The following is a 17,149-nucleotide window of genomic DNA, read 5'->3' as shown; positions in this document are numbered from 1 at the left end:
CATCCTCTCGTCGTGAAGTGCATCTATGCTTTAATGCCCGTTAACGTAATGCCCTCGATAAAATATTTCTGCGCAAAAAAGAACAAGACGACAATCGGCAACGTGAACAATGCGGAAGCGGCCATAAGCAGATCCCATTCCACGTAGTGCTCGGCCATAAACGCTTGCAGCCCCAACGTCAGGGTGTAGTATTTGTTGTCGTTCAAATAAATCAACGGCCCCAGAAAGTCGGACCATGTCGCGATAAAGGTGAAGATCGCTACCGCCGCCAGCGCCGGCTTGCACAGCGGAAGAATAATTCGCGTAAAGATCGTAAACTCTCTGGCTCCGTCAATTCTCGCCGCATGGATCAAGGAATCGGGAATTGTCATAAAAAACTGCCTCAGCAGAAAAATATAGAACGGAGCTCCCGTAAACGTCGGAAGGATTAGCGGCCAGAACGAGCCAACCAATTGCAGCTTCTGAAAAATCATAAAGACGGGAATCATCGTCACTTGGTAAGGCAGCAGCATCGTGGCGATAACGATCGGAAAAATCATATTTTTGCCTTTCCACTCCACCTTAGACAGCGAATAAGCGACCAGAGAAGACGAGATCACCTGTCCGATTACGCTAAACACGCTGACATAAAACGTATTTAACGTATAGCGTACATACGGAATCCGCTCGAACACCCGAACATAGTTCTCCCATTGAAACTGTTTCGGAACGATGGACAACGATTGCGAAATTTCATTCAGCGACTTAAGGGAGGTACCCAGAAGCCACAAGAAGGGAACTGCAAAAATAAGGCCCAGCGCAATCAACACGAGATGAGGAACCACTTTACTGCCCAGCTTTCTCGCAGGCGACCCAATCACCTTACTCCCCCCCGTAAGTAACCCATTTCTTCGATGATTTGAAAATGGCCCAAGTGATGACTCCGACGAGAATGAACATCACCCAAGCCATCGCCGAGGCTTTACCCATTTTCAGATAGTAAAACGCGTTCTGGTACAAATAGATTGCGTACATCAGCAGCGAGTTTTCCGGGCCGCCGCTGGCACTGTTCAATCCTCCCGAGCTGCCAACGATAAAATAAGCCTGGGTGAAGTACTGAAAACCGTTAATAACCTGCATAATTAACTGAAACAAGATAATGGGAGATATGCCGGGAAGCGTGATATGGACAAACTTCCTTCCGAAATTGGCGCCGTCGATCTCTGCAGACTCGTACAGCGATCTGGGCACATCCTGCAACGAAGCAAGAAAAATGACGATAATATTGCCTACCGCCCATACGCCGATAATGAGCAGTGAAGGCTTCGTATAGCTCGGATCGCCGAACCAGCTCGGCTGGTAAACTCCAAGCTTCCCGAGCAACTGATTCAGCAAGCCATACTGTCCGTTCATGATCCAGATCCACAGAAGCGTCGAAGCCGCGATCGGCACGATTGTAGGCAAGTAAAAGATCGTGCGGTAGAAGGCCATCCCTCGCACTTTCATATTCAACAGCATGGCGATCAGCAGCGCGAAGATCAGATTAACGGGGATTCCGATCAGCGTAACGTACAGCGTATTTTTCAGACTTTTCCAGAACAGCTCGTCTTCGAACAGTTCGGAATAGTTTTTCAAGCCGACGAATTTCGGAGGCTGGAAGACATTAAACTCCGTGAAGCCGTAATAGAGAGACAGCAGAATCGGGTACAAAGTCAAGCCGACAAAGCCCACTAGCCAAGGACTGGCGAACAATAAGCCCTTGATCGTATTTTTCTTCACCGTGCACCTCCAAGATGCGGATCAAACCGCGTCCCATGGAAATTCCTCAGCTCCAGAGAGTAGGATTTTCCATGGGACCCGGTCCCGTTATTGCAGCTTCTGGCTCTTCTCTTCCGCCGCCTTCAGTGCGTCTTCCGCCGATTTCTTGCCGTTGGCCGCAAGCTCGAATTCATCCGCAATCACCTTGTTGTATTCCGCCTGCACCGAGATGGCCGGGAACGACTTTAAATTCGGACTCTTGGCCGCTTCGGCGAACGCTTGGAAATCCGGTATGCTCTGCAGTGACGGGTCGTCATAGAGCGAGGATCTGGCCGGCAAGCTGCCGAAATCCTTGTTCATCTTCACCATCGTCTCCTTGGACATCAGCCAGCTCAAGAACGCCCATGCGCCTTCTTTGTTTTTGGCGCTCTTGGCAATGAAGAAGGTCGAGCTGCTGACTTCTCCCCCGCCCGCCAATTCGGGCTTGCCCGCCGGTGCCGGAAGCGGCGCAACGCCGTAATCGAGATCCGTAATTTTGAGCACATTTTTCACGATATGTCCGAACCACGGTCCGTCGAAGCGGATCGCCTGATTGCCTGTCATAAACGGATCGGTCGCATCCATATATTTGGCGGACGAGCTGAACTTCGCGATATTGTCTTGACCAAACTGCTCCCGGTAGGATTGGATCAGCTTAAGCGCTGTCAACGTTCCCGGATTGTTGGGAGTCAGCTTGCCATCGGCGGAAATATAATCGCCGCCCATTGCGTAAGTCATCGAATTCGGATAATAAACGAACGGATAGTCCGGGAACCCGAGCACTTTAATCGTCTTGTCGGCATTAACCTGAGTCAGCTTGACCGCAAATTCGAGCAGCTCTTCGTCTGTCTTGGGAGGGTTGGCGATACCGGCTTCGGCAAACAGCTTCTTGTTGTAGAACATCATATTGAAAGACACGTTGCTTGGAAGCGCATACAGTTTTCCGTCGTATTTAGAACTATCCAGGACGGCGGGCACAAAATCGGAAATATCGTAATTATCGCGCGCGATGTATTCATCGAGCGGTTCGAGAATGCCCTTCTCCGCGTAGGACGCCGTGTTAGAGCTAAAGTTGTCCGTCACGTCCGGTCCGCTGCCGCTGGATAGCGCGACGATGATCTTCTGCATATCCGGCACGGATAAACCTTTGACCGTATATTGATCTTGACTGCCGTTGAATTCAGCAATCAGCTTTTCCATCGCTTCTCCTTCCGCCCCGGTCCACAAGTACCAGAACGAAACCTCGGATCTTTCTTTGTTTTCCGACTTTGGCGACTCGCTTGCCGGTTGCGAGGAAGCTCCTCCCGCCGATTTCGAAGGTTCCGACGATCCGCCGTTGTTCGTGGAGCAGCCCGTTAACGACAGACTGATCGCTATGGTCGCGGTAAGAAATCCTGTGCCCAACTTTTGCAAACCCTTCTTATTCATGCTCAACCCTCCGATTGGTTTACTTTCTTGGTCAAACCTGATTTGCTTCCCAGCCCCCGAGAAACCGTTTACATTTCACTTTCGGCAGCATCACCCCCGTATGTCGCGAAGAATCTGATTCATCACCCGCTTTTATGAAGGATATATTTTTTATGAAGAGTCGAATAGTTGGATATATCGTCCCGATAAAAGCGTGCCAAACCGCCCTCTAAGCTCTTTGCCACCTCTCTTGGATAAACATACTATTTTAAACAGCGACTGGCTGTTTTATCAACATCATAACAGGAATCATTTGGATTTGGAATATTTATTTTATTTTTTACTAAAAGTCGGATATATCCTCCTATTTATGCTGTATGATAGAAAAAGATTCGAAAAAGGAGGCTCTTTATGACCACTATCGTTTACCTTCCGCTCGACGAACGCCCTTGCAACGCTTTGTTCCCGGCACAGATCGCCGCCATGACCGACGTACGGTTTGTCGTCCCGCCCGTTTCAGCGCTTGGAAATAAAAAACAGGCAGCCAATCACGAGCGGATCGCCGAATGGCTACTTAAGGAAACGGAGGGAGCCGACTATGCGATCCTTTCCATCGACATGCTTGTTTACGGCGGGATTGTTCCGTCCAGGCTGCATCGGCTCGACGAACAAGAATGCCTCCGTCGGCTGGCTGTCCTGAAAAATCTGAAATCGGCCAATCCGCGCCTGCGAATATACGGCTTTAACCTGATTACCCGCGCCCCGGCGTACAATAGCAGCGAAGAAGAGCCGGATTATTATGCCGAGCACGGCGCGGATCTGCATAAATACGGCTGGCTGTCCGACAAAATGGAACGAGAGACGCTCACACCGGAAGAAACCGAGGAGTGGAGCCGGCTCCAGACCCGTTTGCCCCACGACGCGCTACACGATCTCCTCGACAGGCGGCGAACGAATGCGGCGCTTAACGAAGCCGCTGTCCGATATGCGCAGCAGGGAACGATCGATTTTCTGATCATCCCCTTGGATGACAACTCCAGATACGGTTTTACCGCCTTGGAGCAGAGGAAGCTGCTTCACTCCGTGGAAGCAAACCGGCTGATGGACCGCGTTCATATTTACCCTGGCGCCGACGAGATCGGCTGTACTTTGTTCACTCGCGTCTTCTGCGAGATCAAGCAGTATCGTCCGGAAGTGTTCGTCCGCTACTCCTCTACTCACGGACCGGCCGTTATCCCCAAATACGAGGATCGCTCTCTCGGCGAGAGCATCAAGTGCCATCTGACAGCAGCCAGCGCTTGCATCGGCGACAGCTCGGCGGATGCCGACGTCGTGCTTATGGTCCATTCGGCCGCGATCGGCCAGCATGAAATGGCGGAAACGGGAATACCGTTCGGAGAGCGCCACCGCACTTATTTTTCCGAAATCAATTACCGCGAGTTCGCCCAGGCCATCCGGATGTATTCGAGCAAAAACAAATTGATCGCGCTCGCGGACGTAGCCGTATGCAATGGCGCCGACACGGTTCTTATGAACCTGTTGGAGGATTCCGGACTCCTGCCCGCTCTCTCCGCCTATGCGGCGTGGAACACGTCCGGCAACTCCCTCGGAACGGTTATCGCGCATGCGATCGTAGCTTCTTATTATCGTAAAGAGGAGCAAGCTCCTGAGCGAAAGTCTCTTGAGAGGGAATTTTTGCTCTGTCGTCTGATCGAAGATTGGGGATATCAGTCGCTCGTCCGCGGGGATATCGTCGCCAACGATTTACCTGAGCTTGGCGGGGAGTATTTCAGCATCGATCACATTCGCGAGCAGGTTTACGAATTAATCCGCACGAGGCTGGACGAGTTTATCCGCAACCGCCTGGCGGATTTTCAGCTGGACCGTTACCGGCTGACTGAGATTCGACTTCCTTGGAATCGCATGTTCGAGCTTGACTTCAAGCTGCAAAGGATTGAAGCGGAGGGAGGATAAGGCGAGAAATTGGGGTTGTCCCCTAGACAGAGTTGTGTTGAAATGCTCGATAGACAAAGAAGGGGTATGTTGCCTCCCGTAGACGCTTCATACGCTACTGAAATTATCCGGTGTCGGGTTTCCCCATTCAGGATTCAGGAGTGTATAGCATCGGCAGGAGGTACATACCCCTTTACCTTGTTCATCGATAAAATCTTCAAGCAGCTTGAAGTGCTTCCGGGATAGCCTTGTCGGCTATGGACGAGCAACCGGGGGCACGTGCGTATACGATCCGATCACGACGTCCGGCAGCTCCTGCTTATAGATTTCCAGCAGTGTTTTCATGCCGTAGATCTCCCCCTGAGCTGGCGGGATAAGCTCAAGATAAGCGTCCGGGTCGATGTTCAGATTGCGCATCTGGATCAGCTTCAAGCCGGTCCGCCGCGCAAAGTCGATCATCGCCTCAATCTCTTCCTCGCGATCCGTTACGCCCGGAAAGATCAAGTAGTTGATCGACGTATACACGCCCTTGTCCGCCGCGTACCGAAGCGACTTCTCCACGTTCTTGAGGGTGTAGCCCCGAGGTTTGTAGTACGCGTTGTAATGGTCGTCGAGCGCGCTGATCGTGCTCACGCGCATCAAATCCAGGCCCGCGTCGGTAATTGCCCGCAGGTGATCGGACAGCCCCGCGTTCGTGTTGATATTGATGTAGCCGAGCGACGTCTGCTCGCGCACGCGCTTGATGGCTTCGATGATCGTCTTGGCCTGGGTTGAAGGCTCGCCTTCGCAGCCTTGACCGAAGCTGATAATCGATTGCGGCGTCTTCAAGTGCTCCAGCATAATGTCGACGACTTCATCCGCTTCCGGCCGGAACTTCAACCGCGTCTGCGGAGCGACGAAGCCGCTGTCGTCCGGTTGCTCGGAGATGCAGCCGTAGCAGCCCGCGTTGCATGAGAACGACACGGGAACGGCGCCTTCCAGACGCTGCAGGAATGTATTGGATGCGGTGAGGCATTCGTATTCCAGCGCGCAGTGAGACAGATGCTTGTATAGTCGGTTGTCCGGATACGTCCCAAGCAGCCGGTCGACTTCAAGCTTAAGCTCGTTGCGATCGCAGTTCTCGGGATTCCACGGCTCCGGGTCGTCGGTCTGCCCCGCCGCCACATAGAAACCGCCGTCCTTCCAGACGACCGCAGTGTAGCCGAACAGCGGGAATTTCTGCGATTTGTCCGTCTTCGAGTAGCCCGGCACATAAAATCGCGTAAAACCTTGCGGAAGCAGCGCCCCTACCGCTTGATAATTGCCGGGAAGAAGCTGCATTCTGCCGCTGTCCGGGTCCATGCCGATAGCCCTTGTGTGAGGCAAGCCCACAAGCGTCGCTCCCGCAGGAAGCGGAATGAGCTCGTCTTCGAGAAGCTCGACGAGGTTGTCGCCGCTGCGGGCTACGCCGTACAGCTCGGGATGATCGAATACGTTGCCTTGTTCGTCTGCATATACCAGGTGCATCGATTAACCTCTCCTTCGAGACTCAGGTGCTGCTCCGGGGAGGCCGGCGCCCGCCGGTGCTTGAAGAGTGGCTTGAAGAGCTTGGCGCGCTCGCAGGCGCGTTGACGTCCAACATATCGAGAAACTCCTGATTCGTCTTCGTGTTGGCCAGCTTCTTCAGGAAGCCCTCCACATATTCCATGGAATCGTTCATACTCTTGCGGATCGCCCACAGCTTGTCGAGCGCCTCCTTGTCAAGCAGCAGCTCCTCCCGCCTCGTCCCCGAACGGCGGATATCGAGAGCCGGGAAAATTCGGCGTTCGGAAAGCTTGCGATCTAGATGAAGCTCCATGTTGCCGGTGCCTTTGAATTCCTCGTAAATAATATCGTCCATACGCGAGCCGGTCTCCACGAGAGCAGTAGCCAGAATCGTCAGGCTGCCGCCTTCCTCGATATTCCGCGCCGATCCGAAGAAGCGCTTCGGCCGGTGGAAAGACGCCGGATCGATACCTCCCGACAACGTGCGTCCCGACGGAGGAACGACCAGGTTGTAAGCCCGCGCCAGACGCGTAATACTGTCCATCAAAATCACAACGTCCCTCTTGTGCTCTACCAGACGCAGCGCGCGTTCAAGCACAAGCTCCGCAACCTTGATATGGTTCTCCGGCACCTCGTCGAATGTGGATGCGATGACCTCGCCTTTGACCGAACGCTGCATATCCGTCACTTCTTCCGGACGCTCGTCGATCAGCAGAACGAACAGGTCGATCTCGGGATGATTCGTAGCGATGCTGTTGGCGATTTCCTTCAGCAGCAACGTTTTGCCCGCTTTAGGCTGAGCGACGATCAAGCCGCGCTGGCCCAATCCGACAGGTGCAACGAGATCCATAATGCGAGTGGACAGTTGGGTGGGAGACGTTTCGAGCTTGATTTTCTTCTGCGGGTAGAGCGGGGTGAGTGCGGGAAAATGCAGCCGTTCCGCGGCGGTCTCCGGAGCGATACCGTTGACGGCGTTCACTTGCAGAAGGCCGAAATAACGTTCGTTTTCCTTCGGAGCCCGGCACTTGCCGGATACGAGATCCCCAGTGCGCAAATCGAATTTACGAATTTGCGAGGCGGAGATGTAGATGTCCTCCGGACTCGGCAAGTAATTGATCGGCCTCAGGAACCCGAAGCCTTCGGGCAGAACGTCCAGCACGCCTTCCATGTACATCAGTCCGCTTCGTTCCGCCTGCGCTCGCAAAATCGCGATAATCAATTCTCTTTTTTTCATCTGGGCATAGTTATTGATCTGGTGCTGCTTCGCAAGCTTGTACAGCTCGGTCAGCTTAAGTCCTTCCAAATCGCCCATCATCAGATCGGTCAATGGAATCCCTACTTTTTGTGAATTAAAATAATATTCGATGCAAGCGACAAACTATCCGTCTCTCCATACTTCCGCGCCCAGATTGCTGAGCTGTGTGACGAGGCGCTCGTATCCGCGATCGATATATTCAACGCCGCTAATCTCAGTCGTCCCCTCTTGGACCGTCAGCGCGGCTACGACAAGCGCTGCGCCGGCGCGAAGGTCCGCGGCTTTAACTTTGGCCGCGTTCAGCGGGCCGCCCTCGATGATGGCGGATCGGCCTTCCACCCGAATTTGCGCACCCATTCGCGCCAGCTCGGGAACATGCTTAAACCGGTTGTTGTACACATAATCGGATAACACACTGACTCCGCGGGCCTGCGTAAGCAAGCTCGTCATCGGGGATTGCAGATCGGTGGCGAAGCCGGGATAGACGAGAGCCTTCACGTCCACCGCTTCGTAGAGGGATTGTCCGACAACGCGAATCGCTTCGTCCATCTCGTACACATGTACGCCCATCTCCTGCAGCTTGGCGGTTATCGCTTCCAGATGCTTCGGAATAATATTATCGATAAGGACGTCGCCGCGGGTCGCCGCAGCGGCTATCATATAGGTTCCGGCTTGAATGCGATCGGGGATAATCGAATGGCGGCAGCCGTGCATCTCGCTAACGCCCTCAATGCGAATCGTTTCCGTGCCTGCGCCTTTGATCTTTGCCCCCATGGCGTTGAGCAGCGTCGCCACGTCGATGATCTCCGGCTCCTTCGCAGCGTTCTCGATCAGAGTGAGGCCTTTGGCGCGGGAAGCTGCCAGCATGATGTTGATCGTTGCTCCGACGCTGACGACGTCGAGATAGATTTTGGCCCCTCTTAATTCCTTGGCTCTAATCCGAATCGAGCCATGGTCGTTCGTCACTTCGGCGCCAAGCGCCTCGAAACCTTTAATATGCTGATCGATCGGGCGCGGCTCGAAATTGCAGCCTCCCGGCAAGCCGATCGTCGCTTCTCCGAATCTCCCTAACAAAGCCCCCATTAAATAATAAGATGCTCTTAACAATTTAACTCTGCCGTTAGGCATAGGAACCGAGCTCATGTCTGACGGGTCGATCGTCATCGTATCTTCTTGCCAAGTCACCTTGCCGCCGAGCTGCTCAAGAAGCTCCGCATAGACCGCTACGTCGCTAAGCTGCGGAAGATTGTCCAATCTCACTTCCGACTCTGCCAATATCGCTGCGGGAATAAGGGCGACGGCGCTATTCTTCGCGCCGCTGATGCCGACCGTTCCTCTGAGCGGCCGGCCTCCGCGGACCATCAATTTATCCATGAATGCCGTCTTCCTCCTCGTGGTGTTGCCGAGGGGAGCCCTCGGCACATGAAGGAACGGGAAAACGCCCCATGACGTTTTCCCGCGTTGAAATTCGATAATAGGATGCGATATAAATTAAGCTTTGTTGCTGCTTCCGAACAGGCGGATTTTCTCACGTACGACGGCTTTCATCGCGTCGCGGGCAGGAGTCAAGTATTTGCGAGGGTCGATTACGCTGTCATTCTTTGCAAGGACGTCGCGAATAGCAGCCGTGCAAGCGACTTGGTTCTCGGTATTTACGTTGATCTTGCCTGCTCCGGATTGAATCGCTTCGCGAATCATATCGTCCGGAACGCCGGAGCCGCCGTGAAGCACGACTGGAACCGGAATTTTAGCTACGACTTCTTTAATGATATCGAAGTGAATTTTCACTTCGCCCTTGTACATGCCGTGAGCCGTACCTACTGCGATTGCCAGGCAGTCAACGCCCGTCTCTTCGTAGAAACGGATCGCTTCTTCCGGCTTGGCCAATTTCGCGTCAGCCTCGTCTACGCTAAGATCGTCCTCGACGCCGCCGATCGTGCCCAGCTCGCCTTCGACGGATACGCCCATCGCATGAGCGGCTTTAACGACTTCCTTGGTCAAACGGATGTTATCCTCGAACGAGTGGTGCGAACCGTCGAACATAACGGAAGAGAATCCTGCGCGGATACATTTCATTGCGATATCGAAGTTGCTGCCGTGGTCCAAGTGCAGCGCGATCGGAAGACCGGATTTCTCGGCGGCCGCTTTAGCGATCGCAACGGTGTATTCCATTCCCATGTACTTAAGAGCGCCTTCGCTAACGCCAAAAATGAACGGGGAGTTTTCCTCGATCGCAGCGTCGGTGATCGCTTGGGCAAACTCCAGGTTATTCATGTTGAATTGACCGATGGCATACTTACCCGCTTTGGCTTGAGGCAGAAATTCGGACATGGATACTAATGGCATAGTGTAATATTCCTCCTGCAGTTTCATTCGATTTCTCACGCATCGTACATACTGCGTTATTATAACACAAAATAACTTTGCGAAGTAAACCGAACTCACGTTTCCAGGTTTATCCTTAGTTGCGACCCCCCGCCGAATTAAGTGCCTGTTGCGAACTGCGAAGACGAACCGTGTCCGAGTTGCATATTGACGGCCAATCTCATCTCGTCGATGTCGAACGGTTTCGTGAAATGCATTAGCGCGCCCAGATCCGTCGCCTCCTTGATCATGTCCAACTCTCCGTATGCGGTCATCATGATGACTTTAATGTCTCGGTCATACTCCTTAATCTGCTTGAGAATTTCAAGCCCGTCCATCCCGGGGATCTTCATATCAAGCAGGACGAGGTCAGGGCGGTTCGTGCGCACGATATCCAACGCCGCTCTTCCGTTCGCCGCTTGAAAGGTATCATAGCCCTCGGTAGCGAAAACCTCCAACAACAAAATGCGGATACCGACTTGATCGTCAACAATCAGCAGTCTTTTCTTGTCCAAGAGCTCATCCCATCCCTCCGAATCGCCTTTGTAGCCTTATTCGTGACCGCTAGCGGAAATTCCTTCTGTTTCCATGTAAAAAAATGTACAATGCTTCAAATATCCATGATTGACATTTCGCCGTTCTTGTTATTCCTTCACAAAATGATTGTTGTTTATGAAAAAAAGACCGTCCCGGCAATGCCGAAACGATCTTCGCTAGTGTCCGAATTAAGCCTCGGAACGCTTCAACGCCGCTTTCACGAATTCGCGGAACAGCGGCTGCGGACGGTTCGGACGCGAGGTGAACTCCGGATGGAACTGCACGGCCAAGAACCATGGATGGCCCGGAAGCTCGACCATCTCCACAAGACGTCCGTCCGGCGAAGTGCCCGAAATGCGCAGGCCGGTCGACTCGATGCGCTCGCGATACTCGTTGTTGAACTCGTAACGGTGGCGATGGCGCTCGTAGACAAGCTCGTCCCCGTAGCAATGCGCAGCCAGGCTTCCCGGAGCCAGCTTGCAAGGATAGAGGCCGAGACGCATCGTGCCGCCGAGGTCTTCGATATCCTTCTGCTCTGGCAGCAGGTCGATGACCGGATACGGGGTCGCCGGATGAATCTCGGAGCTGTTCGCGCCGTCCAAGCCGGCCATATGGCGAGCGTATTCGATGACGGCCACCTGCATGCCGAGGCAAATGCCGAAGAACGGAATTCCGCTCTCTCTCGCATACCGGATCGCGGTGATTTTTCCTTCGATGCCGCGATCTCCGAATCCGCCCGGAACAAGAATGCCGTGCACGCCGCCCAGCATCTCTTCCACGTTGCCCGGTTCTATCTCTTCGGCGTTGACCCAGCGGATGTTCACTTCGGAGTCGGCGTCGATGCCGGCATGCGCCAGCGATTCCACGATGCTTAAGTATGCGTCGTGAAGAGCGACGTATTTGCCCACGATCGCAATTTCCGTCGTCTTCTTAAGCGACTTCACGCGGTTCACGAGCGCTTCCCACTCCGTCATATCCGGAGCGCCGACTTGCAGGTTCAAATGCTTAACGACATAGTCGTCCAGCCCTTCGTTGCGCAGGTTAAGCGGAACCTCGTACAAAGTCGAAGCGTCGCGGCATTCGACAACCGCGTTGGCGTCAATGTCGCAGAGGGACGCGATCTTGCGTTTCAAATCTTCGGCCAGCGGATATTCCGTACGGCAGACGATGACGTTCGGCTGGATGCCGATGCTGCGCAGCTCCTTGACGCTGTGCTGAGTCGGCTTCGTCTTGACCTCTCCGGCAGCTTTAATATAAGGAATGAGCGTCACGTGAATATACATCACGTTGTCCCGCCCGATATCGCTCTTGATTTGGCGAATTGCTTCGAGGAACGGCAAGCTCTCGATGTCTCCGACCGTGCCGCCGATCTCCGTAATAACGACGTCCGAGCCCGCTTCCTTGCCTGCGCGGAAGACGCGATCCTTGATCTCGTTCGTAATGTGCGGAATGACCTGCACCGTGCCGCCGAGATATTCTCCGCGACGCTCCTTGCTGATGACAGTCGAATAAATCTTGCCCGTCGTCACGTTGCTGTTCTTCGATAGATTAATATCGATAAATCGCTCGTAGTGGCCGAGATCCAGATCGGTCTCCGCTCCGTCGTCGGTCACGAACACTTCACCGTGCTGATAGGGGCTCATCGTCCCCGGGTCAACGTTGATGTACGGATCGAACTTTTGGATGGTTACTTTAAGCCCTCGATTTTTAAGCAGCCGTCCCAACGATGCAGCCGTTATTCCTTTGCCGAGCGAAGAGACGACGCCCCCCGTTACGAAAATATATTTGGTCACCCTGTCCGAAACCTCCCGCTGCCTGCTGATGCGGCATTCTCAATTAGCTTTGCCTGAAACTGATTTTCCCTTGCAATCCGGGGAAAAAATAAAAAAAGTGACGCCCAATAAATGGGGGCACTTTTCCTAAAACCAACCCTATAAAAAACCGCGCTTCTAAAGCCCAAGCCTTAGTTTAACTTCTGGAATGGGCGGTGTCAAGTAGAACGGCTTCCCCATTCTGCACGAATGGAGAAGCCCCGAATTCACGGCGCTTGCGCTCTGCGGCGCCCCCGTCAATCTTCGTCTTCTTCGTCGTTATCGTCGTCCGCGGCTTCCTCGTCGTCGGCTTCGAAATCGTCATCCTCGTCCTCGGATTCAAGCTCTTCGTCGATCTCGGCTTCCTCGTCGTCCTCAAGCACGACCTCGTCGTCGGCTTCGGCGGCTTCTTCGCCTTCCTCGAACACGCCATCTTGATCCTCGTCGAACAGATCGTAGCTTTCTTCGTCCCCGGTTGCGACATCCTCTTCTTCGCCGTACAGATCGTCGTCATCCTCGTCGTCATCGTCGTTAATGATGCGAGGACGCTTCGTTCCGCCCATCTGCTCGTCGGAGCGCTCGACTGGATACCAGCGTTTAAGTCCCCAGACGTTGCCGCCTACGCAAGCAAATCTTCCGTCGATATTGATCTCCGTGTACAGTTGGGCAATTACCTCGGTGATTTGCTCCTGGGACAATCCGCGCAGCTTGGCGATTTCCATCATCAGATCGCGATAGTAAAACGGGGTATTCGCTGTCTTCAACAGCTCATAAGCCAGATCGACCATCGGCATCTCGCGGATTTTCTCGGAGTCGATTTTCAGCACGTATTCGGCGCTCACGCGACTTCCATCCTCTCTGTATGTGAACCGGTATATAAACCTTCACGTTAATTTGTCAACCTTTAGTAAACCGTATTTCGCCTAAAATTGCAAGTCACCGGAACGAAAAAGCGAAGGCGTGTCCTCAACGGACAGCGCCTTCGCTTTTCGACTGTATCCTTCCCGGCCTCTCCGCGGGCGGAGGAACCGGCATGACCAAGAGTCTCACCGGGAAACTCTCCATTCATCCTATGTCGCCGAGGCGAAAATGACACGGAACGCCGCCTATTTCCCGTTAAAAAGGACGCATTCCCAAGCTTTTGCCTCCGGTTCTTCATACAGTAGAGAACACGGCAGAGAAGCGCGGCTCCGCGCCGCCCTTTCCTGCACACTCGTTCCGGGAGGGATGCCGCCTTGAATCGAAGCGAAATCGCGAACGAAATCTGCGCATTCCCCGGCCCGCCGACAATCGATGACCAAAGATACATCGTCCGCTTCCTGGATAGCCGCGATTTCGAGCGTTTCCTTCTGGAGGGGAGGTCGGGCGAGCTTCGCGAGGAGGCAGCGGATCGAGATATTCGGCCTCTCCCGCTCATTCAGGCGGTCTCTTGTCCCGCGAAGGAAGCAGCCCAACTCATCTTAGCGCTCGGGGACAAGGCGGTTTGGGAAATCGATGCGCCCGTTAGAGCGTCGGCTCTGCCCAAAGGCGCAATCGTCACCGATAAAGGCATTCCTTGGGGCGTACGCCGCATTCAAGCGCCGCAAGCATGGGGAAAGACGACCGGCTACCGAGTCAAGGTCGGCGTGATCGACACCGGCGTCGATTACGGCCATCCGGATTTGAAGCATTCGCTCGAACGCGGCATCAATCTGTTGAGTCGGATGTCGCTGCCGCAGGACGACAACGGCCACGGCACGCACATTGCCGGAACGATCGCCGCCGCCAATGAGCTTCAAGGGATGATCGGCGTCGCTCCGCGATCGATGATCTATCCGGTCAAAGCCTTCGATCACAATGGAACCGCCTTTGTCTCCGACATCGTCCTTGGCATCGAATGGTGCGTTCGCAACCATATGGATGTCGTCAATATGAGCTTCGGCATGCGCACGAGAAGCCGCTCTCTGTTAAGCGCCGTTAATTACGCCTACCATTCGGGCGTGTTGATCGTCGCTTCCTCCGGCAACGAAGGTCGGATTGGAGAAATCGACTATCCCGCAGGCTTCAGCCGGACGATAGCCGTCGGGGCGACCAATCGGACCGGACGGATCGCGAAATTCACGAATCGCAGCTCGCTCATCGATATTTTCGCCCCTGGAGACCGAATCATGTCCTCCTGGCTAAGAGGCAAACATCGCGAGATGAGCGGAACATCGATGGCCACGTCGCACGTAACCGGAGCAATCGCCTTGCTGCTGTCGCTGCGACCGGGACTTCCCCCAAGCCAGATCAAGTCGATCGTGAAGAACGCCGCCGTGCCCCTGAGAAACGCCAAAGCTCCCCGGACGGCCGGGGAGCTTAACGTAACGCGCATTTTGAGCGCGGCGGATCAATTGTGAGCTTTACATTTTGTCAGGTGCGGATACGCCGACGAGCTTCAAGGCATTGACGATCGTAATCCGAATGGCGGCAAGCAGCTGCAGACGCGCCTGGCTCTGCTCCGCATCCTCGGTAATGACCCGTTCCGCCTTATAGTAGCTGTGGAACTGGGAGGCCAGCTCGTAGACGTAACGGATAATCGCGTGAGGCGCATAGATTCTTGCGGCCTCCGCGATCGTCTCCGGAAGCTCTCCGATCTTCCGCAGCAGGTCAAGCTCATGCTCGGAGGACAGGCGGGTCAAGTCGACCTCCTGCCATGCCTGAACCGCAACTCCCTGCTCCTCGGCTTGACGGAAAATGCTGCAAATTCTCGCATGCGCATACTGCACGTAGAACACGGGGTTTTCGTTGGATTTCGACACAGCCAAATCCATGTCGAAATCCAGATGGGAATCCATGCTCCGCATCGTGAAGAAATAGCGAATCGCGTCGACGCCAACCTCGTCCATAAGGTCTTCCATCGTAATCGCCTTGCCCGTGCGCTTGGACATTTTAACTTTCTCGCCGTTCTGGAACAGACTGACCATCTGGGCGATCAAGACAGTCAGCTTGTCGGGATCGTTGCCCATCGCCGCCATCGCCGCTTTCATCCGCGGAATGTAACCGTGGTGATCCGCGCCCCAGATGTTGATGAGCTGATCGTAGCCCCGTTTGTACTTATCCATATGATAAGCCGCGTCCGGCGTCAAATACGTATAGCTTCCGTCGTTCTTCACGAGCACGCGATCCTTGTCGTCGCCGAAGGTCATGGACGCCAGCCATACCGCGCCGTCCTGCTCGTAGACATGGCCCTCGGCACGCAGCGCGTCGAGCACTTCAATCACTTTACCGGACTCATATAGAGAGGTCTCGCTGTACCATTCGTCGAACTGCACCCCGAAGCGCCCCAGATCGCGTTTGATCTTGGCCAGCTCCTTGTCCAGGCCGTAATTGCGGAAGAATGCAAAACGCTCCTCGTCGGACAAACCCAACAGCCGCTCGCCTTTTTCTTCCGCCAGCTCCTTGGCGAAGCCGACGATATCCTCGCCATAGTACCCGTCCTCCGGCATCTCCGCCGCCTGCCCGAGAGCTTGACGATAACGCGCTTCAAGCGATTTGGCCAGGTTGTTGACCTGATTGCCGGCATCGTTAATATAGTATTCCCGCGTAACCTCGTAACCGGCCGCGGCCAACACGTTGCAAAGGGCGTCTCCTACCGCCGCTCCCCGCGCATGGCCGAGATGCAGACTGCCCGTCGGATTCGCGCTGACGAACTCCACTTGAATTCTTTTGCCTTGTCCCGCATCGATGTGGCCGTATTTCCCGTCTTGAGTCAACGCTTCTCCGATTACCGGATACAGATAGCTCTTGTTCAGACGGAAATTGATAAAGCCCGGCCCGGCGATTTCCGCCGACTCGATCGAGGCTCGTCCCGCCTCCAGCTTCCCGATGATCGCCTCCGCGATCTGCCGCGGGTTCTTCTTGGCGATCTTCGTCAGCTGCATCGCCAGATTCGTGGCCAAGTCTCCGTGCGCTTTGTCCTTGGGAACCTCCAGCACGATAGCCGGAAGCTCGCTCTTGTCCGCAACCAATTCTGCCGCCAGCGCAGCGTCGGCCAGCGCTTCTTTTACCGATAATTGCAATTGTTCCAATACGCCCATCTTGCTATTCCTCCCGAATATCGAGCCGGATGCGGAAGCTTCCGACCTGCTGATCTTGCATGTGCAACTCGTACGACCATTCCACTCGGCCGCCGGTATCGGACAGTTCGCTGTCCAATTGCGAGGTGAGCGCCTGCACGGCATGAAGTCCGTAAGGCGTCTCCAGCTTGCCCGCCGCAAGCTCGCCCCGTCGAAACTGCTGCTCGAAGAAAATCGAACCACGTCGACGCAGCTGCAGCCCGTTCGAGTGAATGAACAGCGTATTGCTGGCTTCCACTCCGTTATCGTCCGGCTTCTCGACGTAAGTAAGCGCCCATCCCGTCTTCAGCCGGAACAGCTCTCCGGGCACATCGAACTTCTGCACGCCCCCGTCCTGCTGCCAGCTTCGAAACCCGACCCGCACTTTTCGCTTGTCCGGCATCGCTGTTCTCTCCTGCTCTCATAGTCTTGTTACTACTATATAC

The 17,149-nt window shown here is 54.4% G+C and carries 14 protein-coding genes; 2 read left to right on the top strand and 12 right to left on the bottom strand.

Annotation, left to right across the window (positions count from 1 at the left end; all coding sequences use genetic code 11):
- Positions 1-23 precede the first annotated feature (23 nt).
- The 3 genes from J4772_RS03105 to J4772_RS03095 all read right to left on the bottom strand — a co-directional run bounded on the left by J4772_RS03105 (position 24) and on the right by J4772_RS03095 (position 3,204).
- Positions 24-860, bottom strand: coding sequence for a carbohydrate ABC transporter permease (locus tag J4772_RS03105; RefSeq protein WP_246017130.1), 837 nt, complete (start codon positions 858-860; stop codon positions 24-26).
- A 1-nt stretch (position 861) separates the two neighbouring features.
- On the bottom strand, positions 862-1,758 hold the full coding sequence (locus J4772_RS03100) for a carbohydrate ABC transporter permease (RefSeq protein WP_116065650.1): 897 nt from the start codon (positions 1,756-1,758) through the stop codon (positions 862-864).
- A gap of 87 nt (positions 1,759-1,845) precedes the next feature.
- A complete protein-coding gene (locus J4772_RS03095; protein WP_209074118.1) occupies positions 1,846-3,204 on the bottom strand; it encodes an ABC transporter substrate-binding protein in 1,359 nt (452 codons plus the stop codon).
- A 390-nt stretch (positions 3,205-3,594) separates the two neighbouring features.
- Here J4772_RS03095 and J4772_RS03090 point away from each other — a divergent pair, with 390 nt between their 5' ends.
- Positions 3,595-5,157, top strand: a complete 1,563-nt coding sequence (locus J4772_RS03090) for a DUF4127 family protein (RefSeq protein WP_209074117.1) — start codon at positions 3,595-3,597, stop codon at positions 5,155-5,157.
- A 234-nt stretch (positions 5,158-5,391) separates the two neighbouring features.
- Here J4772_RS03090 and J4772_RS03085 read toward each other — a convergent pair whose 3' ends face one another.
- The 7 genes from J4772_RS03085 to rpoE form a co-directional block, all read right to left on the bottom strand.
- Entirely contained in the window at positions 5,392-6,642 is a 1,251-nt protein-coding gene (locus J4772_RS03085; protein ID WP_116065647.1) for a radical SAM family protein, read from the bottom strand.
- Between the two features lie 22 nt (positions 6,643-6,664).
- A complete protein-coding gene (gene rho, locus J4772_RS03080) occupies positions 6,665-7,975 on the bottom strand; it encodes a transcription termination factor Rho (protein ID WP_116065664.1) in 1,311 nt (436 codons plus the stop codon).
- A 63-nt stretch (positions 7,976-8,038) separates the two neighbouring features.
- Positions 8,039-9,289, bottom strand: a complete 1,251-nt coding sequence (locus tag J4772_RS03075) for a UDP-N-acetylglucosamine 1-carboxyvinyltransferase (RefSeq protein WP_209074116.1) — start codon at positions 9,287-9,289, stop codon at positions 8,039-8,041.
- 117 nt (positions 9,290-9,406) lie between these two features.
- The gene (fba, locus tag J4772_RS03070; protein WP_209074115.1) at positions 9,407-10,261 is read right to left on the bottom strand and encodes a class II fructose-1,6-bisphosphate aldolase; all 855 of its coding nucleotides are present in this window, start codon (positions 10,259-10,261) and stop codon (positions 9,407-9,409) included.
- A gap of 137 nt (positions 10,262-10,398) precedes the next feature.
- The gene (locus tag J4772_RS03065; RefSeq protein WP_116065644.1) at positions 10,399-10,794 is read right to left on the bottom strand and encodes a response regulator; all 396 of its coding nucleotides are present in this window, start codon (positions 10,792-10,794) and stop codon (positions 10,399-10,401) included.
- A gap of 210 nt (positions 10,795-11,004) precedes the next feature.
- A complete protein-coding gene (locus tag J4772_RS03060) occupies positions 11,005-12,609 on the bottom strand; it encodes a CTP synthase (RefSeq protein WP_209074114.1) in 1,605 nt (534 codons plus the stop codon).
- 275 nt (positions 12,610-12,884) lie between these two features.
- The gene (rpoE, locus tag J4772_RS03055; RefSeq protein ID WP_116065642.1) at positions 12,885-13,469 is read right to left on the bottom strand and encodes a DNA-directed RNA polymerase subunit delta; all 585 of its coding nucleotides are present in this window, start codon (positions 13,467-13,469) and stop codon (positions 12,885-12,887) included.
- A gap of 393 nt (positions 13,470-13,862) precedes the next feature.
- On the opposite strand from rpoE, the gene J4772_RS03050 reads away from it, so the two are divergent.
- Positions 13,863-15,005: a S8 family peptidase gene (locus tag J4772_RS03050; protein WP_247741001.1), complete on the top strand. Its 1,143-nt coding sequence runs from the start codon at positions 13,863-13,865 to the stop codon at positions 15,003-15,005.
- Positions 15,006-15,008: 3 nt separating this feature from the next.
- On the opposite strand, the gene argS is transcribed toward J4772_RS03050, so the two are convergent.
- Positions 15,009-16,685 (bottom strand): arginine--tRNA ligase, encoded by a 1,677-nt coding sequence (gene argS / locus J4772_RS03045; protein ID WP_209074113.1) that lies wholly within the window; start codon positions 16,683-16,685, stop codon positions 15,009-15,011.
- Between the two features lie 4 nt (positions 16,686-16,689).
- Complete coding sequence (locus J4772_RS03040) at positions 16,690-17,106, bottom strand: YwiB family protein (RefSeq protein ID WP_116065640.1); 417 nt, start codon at positions 17,104-17,106, stop codon at positions 16,690-16,692.
- Positions 17,107-17,149 lie beyond the last annotated feature (43 nt).

It is taken from the genome of Cohnella sp. LGH (genome assembly GCF_017671885.1).
Classification (GTDB): domain Bacteria; phylum Bacillota; class Bacilli; order Paenibacillales; family Paenibacillaceae; genus Cohnella; species Cohnella phaseoli.
The sequence above is the reverse complement of the archived record's forward strand: the minus strand, read 5'-3'. Positions and strand labels throughout refer to the sequence as shown.